The organism is Kitasatospora sp. NBC_00039, assembly GCF_045160625.1.
GTDB lineage: Bacteria > Actinomycetota > Actinomycetes > Streptomycetales > Streptomycetaceae > Kitasatospora.
This window is the reverse complement of record NZ_CP108289.1, coordinates 21,834-37,386: the sequence shown is the minus strand read 5'-3', so window position 1 is coordinate 37,386 and position 15,553 is coordinate 21,834. Positions and strand designations below refer to the sequence as shown.

13 protein-coding genes and 3 pseudogenes are annotated in these 15,553 nt (G+C 67.6%); 12 read left to right on the top strand and 4 right to left on the bottom strand.

Annotation, left to right across the window (positions count from 1 at the left end; all coding sequences use genetic code 11):
- Positions 1–117 precede the first annotated feature (117 nt).
- Complete coding sequence (locus tag OG286_RS00205) at positions 118–585, bottom strand: hypothetical protein (RefSeq protein WP_396325986.1); 468 nt, start codon at positions 583–585, stop codon at positions 118–120.
- 260 nt (positions 586–845) lie between these two features.
- On the opposite strand from OG286_RS00205, the pseudogene OG286_RS00200 reads away from it, so the two are divergent.
- The 3 genes and pseudogenes from OG286_RS00200 to OG286_RS00190 all read left to right on the top strand — a co-directional run.
- Positions 846–1,352 (top strand): annotated as a pseudogene (locus OG286_RS00200) (site-specific integrase); the annotation flags it as partial.
- A 358-nt stretch (positions 1,353–1,710) separates the two neighbouring features.
- Entirely contained in the window at positions 1,711–2,952 is a 1,242-nt protein-coding gene (locus tag OG286_RS00195; RefSeq protein ID WP_405366026.1) for a polymorphic toxin-type HINT domain-containing protein, read from the top strand.
- 99 nt (positions 2,953–3,051) lie between these two features.
- The gene (locus OG286_RS00190; protein ID WP_405364543.1) at positions 3,052–3,477 is read left to right on the top strand and encodes a hypothetical protein; all 426 of its coding nucleotides are present in this window, start codon (positions 3,052–3,054) and stop codon (positions 3,475–3,477) included.
- A gap of 321 nt (positions 3,478–3,798) precedes the next feature.
- Here the strand turns inward: OG286_RS00190 and OG286_RS00185 are convergent, their stop codons facing one another.
- The gene (locus OG286_RS00185) at positions 3,799–4,107 is read right to left on the bottom strand and encodes a hypothetical protein (protein ID WP_405364541.1); all 309 of its coding nucleotides are present in this window, start codon (positions 4,105–4,107) and stop codon (positions 3,799–3,801) included.
- 718 nt (positions 4,108–4,825) lie between these two features.
- On the opposite strand from OG286_RS00185, the gene OG286_RS00180 reads away from it, so the two are divergent.
- Positions 4,826–4,993: a hypothetical protein gene (locus OG286_RS00180; RefSeq protein ID WP_396325999.1), complete on the top strand. Its 168-nt coding sequence runs from the start codon at positions 4,826–4,828 to the stop codon at positions 4,991–4,993.
- Between the two features lie 112 nt (positions 4,994–5,105).
- Here OG286_RS00180 and OG286_RS00175 read toward each other — a convergent pair.
- Together OG286_RS00175 and OG286_RS00170 are read right to left on the bottom strand one after the other, a co-directional pair.
- Positions 5,106–5,267, bottom strand: a pseudogene (locus OG286_RS00175) (hypothetical protein); the annotation flags it as partial.
- A gap of 4 nt (positions 5,268–5,271) precedes the next feature.
- Positions 5,272–5,568, bottom strand: a complete 297-nt coding sequence (locus OG286_RS00170) for a hypothetical protein (RefSeq protein WP_396325998.1) — start codon at positions 5,566–5,568, stop codon at positions 5,272–5,274.
- 891 nt (positions 5,569–6,459) lie between these two features.
- On the opposite strand from OG286_RS00170, the gene OG286_RS00165 reads away from it, so the two are divergent.
- The 8 genes and pseudogenes from OG286_RS00165 to OG286_RS00130 all read left to right on the top strand — a co-directional run.
- On the top strand, positions 6,460–7,401 hold the full coding sequence (locus OG286_RS00165) for a YqcI/YcgG family protein (protein WP_396325985.1): 942 nt from the start codon (positions 6,460–6,462) through the stop codon (positions 7,399–7,401).
- A gap of 67 nt (positions 7,402–7,468) precedes the next feature.
- Positions 7,469–8,731, top strand: coding sequence for an MFS transporter (locus tag OG286_RS00160; protein WP_396325984.1), 1,263 nt, complete (start codon positions 7,469–7,471; stop codon positions 8,729–8,731).
- A 27-nt stretch (positions 8,732–8,758) separates the two neighbouring features.
- Positions 8,759–9,508, top strand: a complete 750-nt coding sequence (locus OG286_RS00155; RefSeq protein WP_396325983.1) for a Type 1 glutamine amidotransferase-like domain-containing protein — start codon at positions 8,759–8,761, stop codon at positions 9,506–9,508.
- Positions 9,505–11,364, top strand: a complete 1,860-nt coding sequence (locus OG286_RS00150) for a ThiF family adenylyltransferase (RefSeq protein WP_405364538.1) — start codon at positions 9,505–9,507, stop codon at positions 11,362–11,364. The genes OG286_RS00155 and OG286_RS00150 overlap by 4 nt, the downstream gene beginning before the upstream one ends.
- Before the next feature lie 127 nt (positions 11,365–11,491).
- Positions 11,492–13,315, top strand: a complete 1,824-nt coding sequence (locus OG286_RS00145) for a methyltransferase domain-containing protein (protein WP_405364536.1) — start codon at positions 11,492–11,494, stop codon at positions 13,313–13,315.
- Positions 13,197–13,472, top strand: coding sequence for a hypothetical protein (locus tag OG286_RS00140; protein ID WP_396325997.1), 276 nt, complete (start codon positions 13,197–13,199; stop codon positions 13,470–13,472). Before OG286_RS00145 ends, OG286_RS00140 begins: the two co-directional genes overlap by 119 nt.
- An 18-nt stretch (positions 13,473–13,490) precedes the next feature.
- A complete protein-coding gene (locus tag OG286_RS00135) occupies positions 13,491–14,243 on the top strand; it encodes a methyltransferase domain-containing protein (protein ID WP_396325980.1) in 753 nt (250 codons plus the stop codon).
- A 627-nt stretch (positions 14,244–14,870) separates the two neighbouring features.
- A pseudogene (locus OG286_RS00130) lies at positions 14,871–15,314 on the top strand (transposase family protein); the annotation flags it as partial.
- Between the last annotated feature and the right edge of the window lie 239 nt (positions 15,315–15,553).

Genomic DNA, 15,553 nt, shown 5'->3' with positions numbered 1-15,553 from the left:
TGCCGCGCCACCCGCTGATCACGCCGTGGCCGGGTCCTGCGGAACGGGCTCGGGGCTGATGCGGGACCGGCGGCCGGGGTCTGTTCGGCCGTCTTCGGGCCCGTGTCGCTCTGGGCATCAGCAGGGCACCACCACGCTGGTGCTGATCGGGTCGGTGTACCAGCCGTCTGCGGAGACGGAGAAGGTCGCGGTGACGGTCGAGCCGCACGGGACGGTGCCGCCGTAGCCGGCGATCTCCAGCGTGGCGGCCCGGAAGAGCAGGGACTGCTGCACGGTGCCGAGCGATTCGCCGCCCTCGATGTCGGTGGTCAGGACCGCGTCGACCAGCTTCGTCCGCAGGGGCGGGCTGCCGGGGCTCGGCGGGCCGGCCAGGCCGATCCGGCCGGTGAACTGGACGCCGTCCTCGGTGACCGTGTAGCAGAGCTTGGTCCAGAGGCCGGACTGCAGGCCGGAGGCGTCGCAGACCTCCGTGGCGGTCTCGGTGGTGGTGGCGGCGGTACCGGCAGCGACGGCCGGGGTCGCGCCGGCGAGAGCGAGTGCCAGGGCACCCGTAGCGGCGGCCGTCGTCAGCATCTTGCGAGTCATGAGGTGCTTCTCCTGTGTGCAGAGCTCCTGGTCCGTCCAGCAGCACTGTTATGTGATATTGCACTATCTCTCTGTAGTGAAGATGTCGCTCATCTGAATGGAGTGGGTTCGGTTGGCGTGGATTTGGTACGTGGAATCCGGATGTTTAATTCGCCCGCGAGTGGTGAAGGACGTCCTGGACCTGCCCGGGGGCGACTGGACCGGCCGTCCCACCTGGTGGGGGAAGGGTGGCCGGGGTGGGCCCGTCGGGGCGGACGGTGATGCAGGACCTGGACTTCGCCGGGCGCCGCTGCCAGGTCAAGGCCAAGGGCGCCCGGACCAAGGCCCGCCGTCGTGGCCAGGCCCGCGAGGACTTCGTATTGGAAACGGTCTACTGGGACGCCGGCACCGCCCGGCTTCTGCCCCGCCTACTCAAGGGCCGTACGCGGGGGCCGGTGTTCGTTGCTCACCGGCGGCCTGGCCCCGGCAAGGTCGTCAGTCCCCGGGACGTGTGCCCGGACACCGGCCTCGTCCGGCTCTCATACGGGCAGGCTCGTGCCCTGCTGGACGAGCACACCGCCGTACGCGGGCCCGGCACCGGGTGGGACCTGCACGAATACCGTCACTCCGCCCTGACACACCTCGGCGAGGCGGGGGCGAGTTTGCTGATGCTGATGGCCAAGTCGAGGCACAAGAAGCCGGAGAATCTCCGTCGTTACTTCAAGCCATCGCCGGAGGCCATCGCCGAGGTCACCAGCCTGCTCGCGCCCGGTAACAGCCGCCGATGACCGGCCGCTGCGACTCAGCCGAGACCGGGTGTTCACCCCAGGCCCGGCAGGCTCCGCAGCTCGCTGATCTTCAAGATTCGCGCGAGCAGCACGAACACCAGGAGCATCGTGAGGCCTCCTGCGGCGAGGCCCAGAGCGGGTGCCCAGGTGGTCGAGGTGACAGTGCTGGAGCATGAGCGGGCCACGAACCAGCCCAGCGTTCCCGCCGCGAGGGCAGAGGCCGTCAGCTTGCCGTAGGTGCGGCACAGCCTCCTCCCGTCCAGCCGGCCGTCGAGGCGCCGTCGCAACAGCAGCGCGGTGATGAGCAGGCCGATGGCGTACGAGGCGGCATAGGCGCCGGCCAGGCGACGAGTTCGGCATCCCCCAGGACGGCCAGGGATTCGTCCGCTACGGCTGGCTCGGCGGCAAGCAGCGCTCCGCCGAGGCCCAGGACGGCGACATCCTCATGGGTGCCCGCCTCTACAGCCCGCCCCTGGGCCGCTTCCTGCAGATCGACCCGATGCCGGGCGGCAACGCAAGCCCGTACGACTACTGCACCGGCGACCCGGTCAACTGCACCGACCTCGACGGCAACTGGGGCATGCCCAAGTGGCTGAAGAAAACGGTCCAGGTCATCGCGGTCGTCGCCGAGATCGCCTCCAACATCCCCGGCCCCATCGGCGCCGTGGCGGCGGCGGTCTCCTCGGTCTCCTACGCGGCCACCGGTAACTGGGCCAAGGCCGCCGAGATGGCGGTCACCGCGGTCGCGGCGACCGTCGGTGCCGGCCCCGTGGTCAAGGCGGCGGCAGCTGCCGTCAAGTCCACCCGTGCCGCGTCCCGCGTATCCCGGGCGGCCAGCAAGGCGAGGACCGTCTTCAGACGGTCCGGGTGCAACTCGTTCGATCCGCAGACTCCCGTGCTGATGGCGGACAGAACCTATACCAGCATCATCGATATCAAGGTCGGCGACCTGGTCACCGCGACCGATCCGGGCACCGGCGAGACCAGTGCCCAGCCCGTTATCGCGGTCTTCACGACGTACACCACCAAGCACATGGTGGATATTTCCACGTCGCTCGACGCATCGGGCCTGAGCCTGCGGGCGACCGCATACCACCCGATCTGGGTGGTGGGCAAGGGATGGACGGACGCCGGAGACATCCAGCCGGGTGAGTTCCTGCTGGGGCCGGGCGGCCAGGAACAGCAGGTGACCTCGGTTCTCGATGAGGGCGAGGTCGCCGACCAACTGGTCGTCAATCTCAATGTCGGAAACGTCCACACCTTCACGGTTTCGGACGAGGCCGGCGGCGACATCATCGCCCACAACAACACCGAGGTCTGCCCGATCCACGGGCCGGTGAAGAGGCCCTGGCAGCTGTCCCCCAGCAAGAACAGGCGGACCGAGAAGCAGGGCGGTCACACCTATGTCGAGCAGGCTCCCGACCGCAAGGGAAACACCTACTGGTGGTCCCGTGACACCGCCGGCCACGCGAGTATCGCGTTCAAGGTGATGAAGAAGGTGAAGAACACGTTCGTCTGGCATACGGACGCCTGCGTCTGCGGGACCTACGCCACGAAGAAGCACAAGGGTAAGATCGGCAAGGTTGTCAGGAGGAGGTAAGTACTCGCTCCCACCAGCCGGGAATTGGCGCGGCGGCGCAGACGAGGAGTGTTCCTCGTCTGCGCCGCCTATGGCGATTAATCACGGGAAGGGCTTGGAGTGAGTTATTCGGAACTCCTGGACATGGTCGGGGAAGCGGCTGAGGTAGGTGTCTGGCGAGGTGGGGAGAACCTTGCGGAGGAAGCACTAGAGAACATCGAATACTTCCCCGCACCACCCGAAGGATTTGGCGGTGCGGATCCCAAAGACCTTTCCGCAGTCCTGTCGGAGACCGTCCGTGCCTGGTTGCACGATGCGGCATCCGACGGGACAGGGCGTCCCGGAGTCGTTTACGTGTGGTACGACGAACAGGCGGTACAGCTGAGAATGTCGTTCGTCTCTGGAAACCGGGACAGCATCCCGTTCGGTGTGAAGCCGGTGTTCGTCGAGGACGTGCAGGACGTCCTCGCGGATTTCTTCTCGGGTGCGCCCCGGGAACCGGGGGAGGAGCTGAAGGTCTTCGCCCGCGAAGTGGCCGGGACCTGAACACGCCGGATACCTGCGGCGGGCCAAAGACCTCCGCCAGCGCCTGGCTGGCTGCCAGGGCCGTTTGAAAGTCTCGGTGATCATGTGAGTCCGCAGGTCGCGGGGGTGCGAGGAATGAGGGCCAGGCCCATCACGAACACAAGAAGCTCCGGTTGAACGGGGTGACCTTGCCAAGTCGCCCTGAGCCACCGGAGCTTCGATGTGCCGTCAGTCTGCCACCGTCTGCCTGATCAAGTCGCCCGCCTTGGACGGCGTGGCGGGATTGTCACTGGTGGAGCGGTTGCGGCTACTGCCCGACCCGCGTCGGTGCCGAGGGGTGCGTCACCCGTTCGTGGTGGTGCTGCTGGTCGCCGCCTCGGCGGTGGTCGCCGGCGCGCGCTCATGCGGGACGTCGAGCGTGGCAGGATACGGGCCAAACAGGGCCCATCGCTGCTCGCGCAGAACCGGCCAGTACCCCTCGGTGCGGCGATGGGCGGCCAACAGCCGCTCGGGGATGGTGCCGAAGACCGGCGCGGCCCAGTCGTCCAAGGCGATCCACTCGTCCCGCGCTCGCTCGTAGTGGGCGCGGGTGCCGCGGCGCCCGGTGGTCTCCAGCTGCCGGTAGGTCTCCCGCCGGGCCGGCGCCGGCAATGGTCCACCCGCGAATGCGCTCAGGCCGCCGTACCCCGGGCCTCGGCCCCCGACCCCGCAGCGTACTGACAGTCCTGTCCATGGCTCTGCTGGCGGTCGCCACGGCCGCCGCACCCGCCCACGCGGCCGGCTCCGACGACGCCTCGGGGCGCCGGGACTACGTCCTGCTGGCCCCTGCGCACGTCCCGCTGACCGAGCCCGGCCGCGAGCAGCCCCTCGACCAGCTCCTCCGCGACATCCGAAGCACCCCGCCCGGGCCCAACGAGAACCACGCCCCCCGCGCCGCCAGGCGCTCGGGCCAAGACGAGCTCGCCGCCTACGAGTGCCGCGAACAGGACTCGGCCTTCCGGGGCGCAGAACGTCAGCGGCGCCGTCCAAGTCGTTGCGCATCAACAAGGCGGTGGCCAGATCGGCGCCGGCCTGGGGGGCCACGACCAGCGGGCTGGAGCCTGTGGAACGAGCCGCGATCAGTTCCAATGATTGCCGGGCAGAGGCCTCGGCGCCATCCCGTAGGAGCAGGAGGCTGGTGCTGTTGCTCATCGCGACCCGTTCCACGCTGAAGTCGAACTCGCCGGCCACGTTGTCGTGAAGATCGTCCACGGCAGGGCCGCGGTCGGCCACGCTGCGTTCTATCGCTCGGTGGCCTCCTCGGCGCGGCCGAGGTGCGCGTAGGCGCGCGCCGCGATCGCGGCGAGCCTCGCGCGATGGACAGCGGCACGTGTTCGTCCATGGCCAGGGCGCAGGCGAGGTGGCGCAGGTCGTGGACGCCGATGACGGGGACGCCCGCTTCGCGGCAGAGCCGGTGGAATCGGCGGAGGACGTAGGAGGGGTGGAGCGGGCGGCCGTGGCGGTGGAAGACCAGGGGTTGGCCGACATTGCGGCGTAGGTGGCCGGCCCGGACCGCGTCGCCGAGTGCGCTGGAGAGCGTGCACAGCATGCGATGGACGGTGACCCTTCCGCGGCCGTGGGCGAGCTGGTGGTCGGATGCGGATGTGGGGCCGGCGGAAGTCGTCGAGGCGGATGGTGCGGAAGGCGGGGATGAGGTCGTCGTACACGTACCTGCGGTAGTGGGAGGCGGTGGTGGGCTTCAGCTCGGCCTGCTTGGCGTGGAACCAGTCGTCGAGGTAGTCGGCGACGCTCTGATCGGGGTCGCGGGCGATGCCGCTATGAGGCCACCTGGATGACCTCGTCGATCTTGCAGTTCGGCACGTGGATGTCCAAGGACAGGTCCAGGGATCTGGCGGTCGCGGCCATGGGGGTGATGGGGGTTCCGAGGGTGTAGGTGGCGATGGCGTTCCCGCCCGCGTACACGACCGGGAGTTCTCCGGGGATTGTGCTGCCGCCATTGGCGACGAGCACGGCCACACCGTCGACGTAGCGCAGGCTCAGCGTGCCCAGGCTCGACGCGCTGGGCTGGGGCGCCGGGATGACGAAGTCCGAGTCCGGGGGCTGCTGTGGCATCGGGCCCAGGCTCGGGGGCGCCGGTGCCGGTGATGTCGTGGGGCGTGATGTCGGGCAGGGTGGAGGCCAACCTGCCGGATGCGTGGTGGCGTTGAGTGGGTGGAGCCTTCCACTTCGGGCCTTGGTCCATGCACACGTGAACCGTATTCGGCGAGGCAGCCGAGGCAGCCGCCGAGATCGCCACCGTCGGGAAACGCCGAGCTCGGCGACCCGGCCGACCGCGCGCAGCAGGCCGTTCTGCCGAGCCGCGAGGACGCCTCCCTCGTCCGGGTCGAAGCCGCAGACCGTCAAAAGGAATAGTGCAATGTCACCCGTCACGCGTCACGTGTTGACAGCAGGTCACATTCTGACAGATGCTCAACTCCTGTCACGAGAGGGGGAATCATGCCTGAGGACGCCCGGCTGGGAGGCCGGATGGCGGAGGAGGCTGTCGAGCAGTCTTGCGTCGGCGCTGCCATCGGGAAGCCGCAGACGGCGTCGGCCGTTGCGCCCCGGCCTACCGAGCTGCCCGTCCTCTCGACGGAGACGTGTGGCAGCAGCTTTCCTTGCTCGGTGCGCGCGGCTGGGAATGCGGTCGCTGACACTCGGACGTTGTCCGTCATGGGCGGGGCTGTCCCCCGACCCCCCGGCGTCGTCACCGTCGTGGGTCCATGCCTCTTCTCGGGCCTTCTCTTTCGCCTGGACTCGGGAGCGCCGGTCCGGCGCACGAGGATTGGCAACGAAGGCGCGGGGCGCCGTAGGTCATCACGATTACTGGTCGCTGTGCCGGCCAGCAGTCCGTCCAGCATCAGATGGGGGAGGTGAAGAGTATGGCAACGCCTCCTAGCGTCGGCATGAGAGCCGCCGCAAGCCTTCTCAGGGACACGGTTTCCACGGCATGCTCAATGCCGCATGACGATTTCGCCATCGCTCGGGCCGAAGAATCCGTGTCGTCTCTGGGGCAAGTTCTTTGCGCCACGGCCCGTCACAGTCGATCTCCCGTTGTTGCAAACGCCGCAGATTGCTCGACGGCTTCGGTCCGATGCATCACGCATCACGCGACTGGTGGACAGCTATGCCGGCGTGCGACAACTGACTCGGTGGCAGCGAATTCAATTCAGAAATTCCTCAGTCACCTCTCTACTGCAGGAGGTGTCTCTTCACCTACAGGCTCTTCGGGGATCGCGTCGAATCTGCCCACCGACCGTGCCTGCAGACCAAGCGGCGATCCCGCAGGGCCTCCAGGGTGCCCCTGACTGGTCACCCTTCGACGGCGCCGGATTCTCATCGTTCAAGCACATCCTCCAGCAGACCCACTGCGTGTTCGCCCAGCGCTCGACAATCTGGGCGGCACCCGACTGGAATGGCAGCACCCTTGCCGACGCGATGGATCTCTGGAGCCGGGCGCTGGCCGGCTTCGCAGAGGCATGTCGGCGCGAGGCCCTCGACGGTTTCCTCATGTCCCTTCATTCCTCCTTCGGCGCCAGTCTGAGTGAGTTGGCCTTCACCACCCGTCAGGTCGTGGAGGGGCTGGCTGCCCGGGACCCGCGCGGCCGTGGCGATGTGAAGTCGCCAGAGCGTGAAGGCTGGTACTTCAGTTTCGCCGGCGAGCGGATGTTTGTGATCGCCATGGCGCCCTGCTATTCGTCAGACCATTCGCGCTATACTTTCGGGGACCTTTCACCTTCCTTCTTCTCCAGCCCGACAGAGCTTTTGAACGGGTGGTCAGCCCCGGGAGCAGCGGCCTCATATCCGATGCGGAGCGCTCACGGATCAGGGAGTTGTACGCGCGGCACGGCCGTCCTTACGACGCCTCGATCACCCTCTCCCCCTACGAGGCGCACCGGTTCGTGAAGCCTGCCGCTCTGGGAGACCCGCCGGTTCGCTGGTGGGAATCCATCGGCCGGGGTCGGGGCGCCGAATGAAGCTTCCCGGTGCTCTCGGTCCCATTCGCCGGCCACAGTTCCGCCGTTTGGTGACGGCACACGCCCTGTCGCGGTTCGGTACGGAACTCGTCCTGGTATCGGTCGCCTTCGCCGTGCTGCAGGCGGCAGGCACAGCAAATGCGCTCGGTCTGGTGCTGGCCGCGCGCACCCTGCCGAACGTCGTCTTCCTCCTGTTCGGCGGGGTGTGGGCAGACCGGCTACCTCGTGCCCACGTCATGGTCTCCAGCGACGTGGTCTGCGCAGTCGTGCAGGCAACCCTGGCCGTGGCTGTGCTCAGCAGCTCTGCACCGCTGTGGCTAATGGCCGTCCTCCAAGCGCTACTCGGTGCCGCCAGCGCGTTCTTCGCCCCGGCGGCAACGGGCCTGACTCCGGCAACCGTGCCGGCCGACGACCTTCAACGTGCGAATGCCCTGCTCGGTCTGGTGGGCAACGGGGCCGGCCTGCTGGGCCCCGCCATAGCCGGTCTCCTCGTCGTATACGCCGGCCCCGGCTGGTCCCTGCTCATCGATTCCGCGACCTTCCTCGCCTCAGCACTCCTCCTGCTCCCAATGCGCCATCACGATGTGGGCGATCCCAAGGTGGGCGGGATCCCGCGAAGCGTCATGGGGGAACTTGCCGACGGCTGGCACGAGGTGCGGTCACGTTCGTGGATGGTGGCGGGGATAGCTCAGTTCCTGGTCTTCCAGGCAGGCTTTGCGGTGTTCTTCACACTGGGACCAGTGACCGCGAGGTCCTCGCTGGGCGGTGCGGGAGCCTGGGGGGCGCTGGTGACGGCCTTCGGTGCCGGATCGCTCGTCGGTGGCCTGCTGTCGCTGCGAATCACGCCGACACGACCCCTGGTGGCCGTGCAACTGTCCATGTTGGCTGCGGCCCCGGCCCTGGCCGCGCTGTCTCAAACCGGGTTACTGCCACTGCTCTTGGTCACCACGGCGCTCGCCGGGGCGGGCTTCGCCGCGGCGGACACGTTCTGGGAGACCACACTCCAGCGGGAGACACCACAGGACCGACTGGGACGGGTGGCCGCCTTCGACCGCCTCGGATCCTCAGCCCTTCGCCCGTTCGGGTACCTGCTGGCCGGCAGTGCGGCCGCAGCCGTCGGCCGGAACGTGACCCTGCTCGGGGCGAGCGTCTTGTTGGCTCTGACCGTGCCCGCAATCCTCGCGTTCGTACCTCGGGTGCGGCGCCTCACCAACACACCGGAGGCGCTGCCCGCACAACCGGCGGAGAAGACCTCCTGACCCCTCTTGCGGAGGAAGGGCACCTCAATGACCACACTGCGGAAGATCGTGCTGCTCGGCGGCGGATTCTCTGATGATCCGGACACCTTGCTCGACGACTTCGTTCTGAGCCACGCGAGAGCCAAGCGGCCGAAGATCTGCTTCCTGCCCACCGCGAGTGGGGACTCCGACGGCTACGTCCGACGCTTCCACGTCGCGTTCGGCGAACGCGACGACTGCGAACCAGCCCATCTACCCTTGTTCCGACGTACGCACCACGACCTCCGAGCGTTCCTGCTCGCCCAGGACATCGTGTACGTCGGGGGAGGCAATACCGCGAACATGCTCGCGGTATGGCGGGAGCACGGCGTGGACGACATCCTGCGTGAGGCCTACGGGAACGGGACGTTGCTCTGCGGAATCAGTGCCGGGGCCGCCTGTTGGTTCGAGGCCTGCCTCACCGACTCCTTCGGTCCTCTCGCTCCGCTCACCGGGGGCCTGGGAATCCTGCCTGGCAGCATGTGCCCGCACTACGACAGCGAGGCCGAACGCAGAGCGGCATATCTCTCCGCCGTGGCAAGCGGGGCACTGCCGGAGGGCTGGGCCCTGGACGACGGCGCCGCCGCACTGTTCGCGGACGGACGCCTCGCGGACGTCGTCTCGAGAGCACCGAATTCCGCGCTGTACCAGGTCGCTCGGTGTGTCGAAGCCGTTCGGTCGGCCGCTCCCGACGCCGTTGAAACACGATTCCCCGCGAGCCTTCCTGCCTCCCGCCGCCTGGAGATCGAACGACCATGAACCTACTGCAGCTCAAGCCCTATCTGGAGGCCCGCAGGCTCGGTACCACGCTGCGGATCGGTCATGTTCCGCCCAGTGGTACGGAGATCCTCGACGCACCCGACTTCCTCACCGGGCTGATCGCCATGTTGTCCGCCCCCATCGAACGCGGCACCGCAGTGAGCTACCTCGCCGAGACGGCTGGCCTGACCGCAGAGGCCGCGGAAGAACTCATCGACCAGCTCGTAGACGCCGAGATCGTCGGCGCGCCCATTCCGAACGACGGCCGCTACGCCCGGCATCTGCTGTACTACGACATGATCGGGCTGGAACAAGAAGAGGCCCAAAGGACTCTCGCCGACGCGACTGTGGGGATCGTCGGAACCGGCGGAATTGGCAGCAACGTCGCCACCGTGCTTGCCGCGGCCGGTGTAGGGCACCTGGTCATCACCGACGGTGACCATATCGAGCTCAGCAATCTGACCCGCCAGTTCCTCTACACCGAGGACACCCTGGACCGTCCCAAGGTCGAGGTCGCTGCCGAGCGACTGGGGGTCCTCAACTCGGAGGTCCGCATAACGCCCGTTCATCTACCGGCGAGCCGCGAACTGTTCGACAATCACTTGACCGGCTGCGACCTCATCGTGCTCTCCGCCGACGACCCGGACGAGATCCACGAATGGATCGACGACGCTGCCCGTCGGGACGGCTTCGGTTATCTGGCCGTCTCCTACATCGAGGGCTTCGGGCAGGTCGGCCCGCTCGTTCTGCCCGGAACGACCGCCTGCTACGAGTGCTTCCGCGACGTCGGCGAGCTGGAGCAGTACCTGGCCCCGGGTGAGCGGCCGGGACCTGACCTCAACCTTGGCTTTCAGGCCGGAAGTTACGGCCCGCTCAACACGATCGTGGCAGCCATGGCCGCCAACGAGGTTCTGCGATGCCTGATCGGTGCCGACTGCCGTTCGGCCGGCACCAGGCTGATGCTGGACTCCCGCTCCTATCGGCTTCACAGCGAGCACTTCCCGCGCCGCGACGATTGCCCCTCCTGCGGCTCCGTCATACCGGCCGCTCGTTGGTCCACCGCCGTGCAACAGGTGGAACTCGAAGACCTCTACGACGCCGACCGTGCGGATGCCTCGCTCAACTCCGTCGTCCTGGACGGCCTCATGGAGGAGATTTCACGAAGCCTCGCTGTACGCCGCCCCGGATGGAAAGCCCTCGACCACGGATGCGGGACCGGGGAACAGTCGCGGATGCTGGCTGACCATGGTGCCGAAGTCGTCGCCTTCGAGCGCTCCGAGCGGATGCTGGAACTGCTCCGGGACAAGCTCCCGGCCCGCCTGGCCGCCCGGGTCACCACCGTCGCCGGCACTCGGCTGCCGCCGTACGAAGCCGAGTTCGACGTGGTGATGTGCAACAACGTGCTCGACCATGTGTCCGACCCCGACATCGCTCCGGTACTGGCCGGACTTCGCCGCGCGGTCCGCGGGGACGGAATCACCGTGGTGACCGTCCCACACCCGGTCAAGGACGGCGCGACCTGGACCCGAAAGAACGTCCGAGGCCGGTGGGAGTACGAGGACCTGCGGCTGGAGCAGTACTTCGTCGAGGGCCCGGTCACCAAACATCGTGAAGGCCCCGAGGGTGACATCGTGATGGACGCCATCATGACCCATCACCGCACCATCGAGACTTACTTTTCCGCATTCCGCCGAGCAGGGTTCCAGGTCGTAGACCTGTACGAACCCCAACCGTCGGATTCCTCAGCCGCGGAGCACCCCGAAATATGGGCCAAGGCATCCAGGATTCCCTACTTCTTGGTGTTCGTGCTCCGTCCCGAAGCACCCAACACGGAAGGAGGTGACAGCACACCATGAGCATCGTTCTGAAGATCCGCCGGATCATCCGCGTCAAGGGCAGCCAGCGCAGCGGCAGCAACTAAGCCTGCAGCCCAGGGGTGCCGGGCCCTGGGCCCGGCACCCCCGGCCCCAGTAAGGAGCCTTCGTGTTATTCCGCACCCCTGCGGCCCCGGACCCCTCCCAACCCGGGGTCTCCGCTGTACTCAACAAGCCCTACCCGGACTTCGTGGCCTTCCTCGGCCAGCACAACACACCGCCCGGCGCATTCCGGACCATCGACGAGTGGGTGAGGCTGGCCTCCGTCGAGCGCGACTCTCGAATACTCGACCTGGCTTGCACCACCGGCTACTCAGGCCGCAACGCCCACGAGCTGACCGGCGCCGCGGTCCACGGGATCGACATCTCTGCCGACGCTGTCGAACAGGCCAGGGTTTATGCGGCAGGCAACCGGCGTCTGACGTACGAAGTCGCCGACGCGGCGGAACTTCCCCTGCCCGACGACCACTTCAGCCACGTCCTGGGTGGCTGCAACTTCGGCTTCATCCAGGAACGAGACCGGGCGCTCGACGAGGTCCACCGAGTACTCCAGCCAGGCGGACTCCTCTGCACCGCGACTTTCTACTACCGTCAGCGCCCGCCCGAGAGCCTGTTGGATCAGGTGGCCCACGCGATCGGCGTCCGCCCGGATGGCGCCCGTGATCGCGAGTTCTGGGACGGCTTCTTCTCGAAGAAGTTCAAACTGGTTAACGGCGTGCAGCACGATATTCCGCCACTCGGCGCACGTAAGGTCACCCGCATCGTCCGCAAGTCCGTCTACGGTCGGACCCCCGCGCTCGCCGGCGTCTCCCGCTCCGTTCGTGACGCCTGCTTCCACCGCCTTCACGAAACCCGGCGTGATACTCGACGAGCACCGCTCCTACCAAGGGCTGGTGATCGGTATCTGGAAGGCGCGAGCGTGATAGCCGAAAACCTGCGAACCCGCGCAGTCTCGGCCCGACTGCCAACGCCGTTCTACCTGTTCGATCTGCCGGCGATCGAGTCGACCACGCACGCCATGGCCGAGGCATGGCAGGACGAGTTCCCTCACTTCACGCTCGCCTACTCCTACAAGACGAACGCCCTCCCGGGCATCACCACCCTGCTGCGCTCATGCGGTGCGGCAGCCGAGGTTGTTTCGGGTGCGGAACTGGCTGCGGCTTTCATGGACGGATTCACACCTGACGAGATCTACTTCGACGGCCCCGTGAAGCTGCAACAGGAGCTCACCGACGCGGTTGCGGCTGGCGTGTCCGTGCAGGCGGACAGTCTCGCGGAGGTGGAGGAACTCGCCGGCCTCGCCCGACAGGGCCACGCGCCCCGGGTCTGCCTGAGGCTCGCAGTGCGCCGTGGCCGTCGGCGCTGGTCCCGGTTCGGCCTGCTGCCGGACGAGTTCGCGGAAGCCCGCAGGACGCTCGGCAAGGCCGGTGTGCCCGTGCGAGGCGTCCACTTCAACACCGGCCTCCACCCGTTGGACCCCACACCCTACCGCTCGGTGCTGCGACAGTGGCGTACGCACCTCCAGGAGCTACTGGCCCAGGCCCCGGAGCCTTTGATCATCGACATCGGCGGAGGCTTCCCCGCCACCAGCTGCGCCCCCGGGTCGGAGCTGCCCCCCTGGTCCGTCTACGCCAGGGGAGTCGCAGAGGAATGCAGGTCACTCGGCCTTCCACCCAAGGAAATCCGCATGGTCATCGAGCCGGGGCGCAGCCTTGTCGAGGACCATGCGGTCCTAGTGGCCTCGGTCGCCGTGCGCAAGAAGCGCCTCCGCCGACTTGGTGATGCTGGACGGCGGCACAAACCTTGTGCGATCGATCAGCGGTTGGCACCATCCCGTCGAGTTCGCGGTGTCCGGGAGCGCCGAGTACGACGTTTACGGGTCGATGTGCTACGAGTCGGACCTCTTCGCCGAACGGGTTCCCGGGCCGCGTGACCTTCGCCCGGGCGACCTCGTCCTCGTGGGCGCCGCCGGTGGCTACGACATCCCCAGCGCGAACGTCTGGGTACGCCCCAGGCCAACCATTTATGCCCTGACCGGCTCGGCTGCTGAGCCCATCCGTCTGCGTGAGCCCGGCACTGAAATCCGATGAACTGGAAGGAATCTTTCGATGGCGAGCTCGGTTTCCCCAGCCCGGAACTCCGGTGAGGAGGTAAAGGCAGAGGTGGACCGCACTGTCCCGCAGGGACGTTGGGTGTTCGATGAGAAGGTCACCCAGGTCTTCGACAACATGTTGGAGCGAAGCATCCCCCAGTACGAGGTGATGCGTCGAGCCGTGTTCGACTGCGGCTCCCAGTTCATCTCCCGAGGGTCCACGATCGTCGACTGCGGCGCCTCCCGCGGTGAGGCCATCGCCCCCTTCGTCGGCGCGCTCGACGGGGACGGACGGTTCGTCTGTGTCGAAGCCTCAGACCCGATGGCCCATGCCCTGCGGCAGCGTTTCGCCGGTAGCCCGGTGGAAATCCACCACAGGGACATGAAGGACTTCTACCCTGAGGTCCACGCCGATCTGACGCTCGCAGTCCTCACCCTCCAGTTCATTCCCATCGAGCACCGACAGCGCATAATCCGGAGGATCTACGAGCACACGGCGCCGGGAGGGGCTTTGATCCTCGTTGAGAAGGTCCTGGGCGCGGATTCCGAGCTCAACGAGCTGATGGTGGGCCTCTATCACCAGTACAAGATCCGGCACGGATACAGCAGGGAAGATGTCGACCGCAAGGCGCTGTCCCTGGAAGGTGTACTGGTGCCGGTGACTGCCAACTGGAACGTGGAACTCCTGGAGCAGGCGGGGTTCCAGCGGGTTGACTGCTTCTGGAGATGGATGAACTTTGCGGGCTGGATAGCGGTGAAGACCGGGTGACGCACCGTACTGCCCGCGCGGCCGATCCGGACGGGATCGGGTAGGAAGCCGCCGAATCAGCACGCCGGGACACCGGCCGGTCAGCGGCTGGTAACCGATCCCGCCGACAAGGAGCGGTGGTCGTCGCGGCAGCCGCAGCCACCGCCTCGCCACTGACCCCCGCCACGGCATATGGGCCTTCGCCGTCGACGCGGCCTGCGCCGACGGCCACAGCAGTACGGCCCGCCGTACTGGCTTTCCCGACGAACTCGACGCCCGCCGCGAAGCCGAGCAGAACGCCCTCGATGCGCCTGTGGTAAGCCGTGATGATGCCCTGGCAGAAACGACGCGCGTCGAATCAAGCTCCGCCGTGGCCGCGGTTGTCCCATCTCCCGGGAGGGCCGTCCCGGCCCGGCCGGCACCGGCCGGCCCCGTCGTCCCGCCCGCCCCGGACGCCGCCTCCACCGCGCCTACGGCCAACCTTGACGGCCCCACGGAGGAAACGACGCGCGTCGAAACAAGAAGTGCGACCGCCACCCTTGATGGCGGGAGTATCAGGAATTCGGCCCTGTCCCGTAATCGGTGGTAACGAAGCGTGATGGACATCGTTGACACGTCATGCGAGATGTCAACGAGCTTGTGGGTACCGTGTTTTCCGGGTTGTCGCCGCTGGTGATCGAGGACGTGGTGGACGAGGGCGAGGTGATTCGGGTGGTGGCCCGGACCCAGGACGGGCCGGTGCCCTGCCCGGCCTGCGGGGCGCCGACGGACCGGGTGCACGGCTTCCACCATCGGACACTGGCGGACGTGCCGGCGGACGGCCGGCGGGTGCTCGTGGCGGTGCGCGTCCGCCGCCTGGCCTGCCCGATACTCGGTTGTCGGCGGCAGACGTTCCGTGAGCAGGTGCCCAGTCTGCTTGAACGCTACCAGCGCCGAACGGGCCGTCTCGCAGTCCAACTCGGCTTGGTGGTGAAGGAGTTAGCGGGCCGGGCCGCGCCGCGGCTACTGATGGCGCTGGCTGCGCCGACCTCCCGGTCCGCGGCCTTGCGGATCCTGCTGCGGGCACGGCGAGCGGGTGTCCGTCGAGGGCGCGCAGATCGGCTGACAGGAGCGTCATGCCCTGACCGTAGCCAGCCGTAGGTTCTCGCATGTGGCGTTGACAGGAAGTGATCGAGGCGGCGTGGATCCGGCCGACGTCGAGCAGGTGTTCGCGCCCGTGCCGGACCGCCGGCTTCTGCTCGCCCGGTACCGGGGCGCCCGGGCGCAGGGCCTCGGGGAAGGTGGCCGTCACGGCGGAGCCGGCCGCGGTGCGGAAGGCGCTCCATCCTCCT

Bases quoted from the DNA above. Each gene is read 5' to 3' on its own strand.
- OG286_RS00150 (WP_405364538.1), top strand. From the start codon at position 9,505: ATGAACCTACTGCAGCTCAAGCCCTATCTGGAGGCCCGCAGGCTCGGT.
- OG286_RS00160 (WP_396325984.1), top strand. From the start codon at position 7,469: ATGAAGCTTCCCGGTGCTCTCGGTCCCATTCGCCGGCCACAGTTCCGC.
- OG286_RS00205 (WP_396325986.1), bottom strand. From the start codon at position 585: ATGACTCGCAAGATGCTGACGACGGCCGCCGCTACGGGTGCCCTGGCA.
- OG286_RS00135 (WP_396325980.1), top strand. From the start codon at position 13,491: ATGGCGAGCTCGGTTTCCCCAGCCCGGAACTCCGGTGAGGAGGTAAAG.
- OG286_RS00170 (WP_396325998.1), bottom strand. From the start codon at position 5,568: ATGCCACAGCAGCCCCCGGACTCGGACTTCGTCATCCCGGCGCCCCAG.
- OG286_RS00165 (WP_396325985.1), top strand. From the start codon at position 6,460: ATGACGATTTCGCCATCGCTCGGGCCGAAGAATCCGTGTCGTCTCTGG.
- OG286_RS00155 (WP_396325983.1), top strand. From the start codon at position 8,759: ATGACCACACTGCGGAAGATCGTGCTGCTCGGCGGCGGATTCTCTGAT.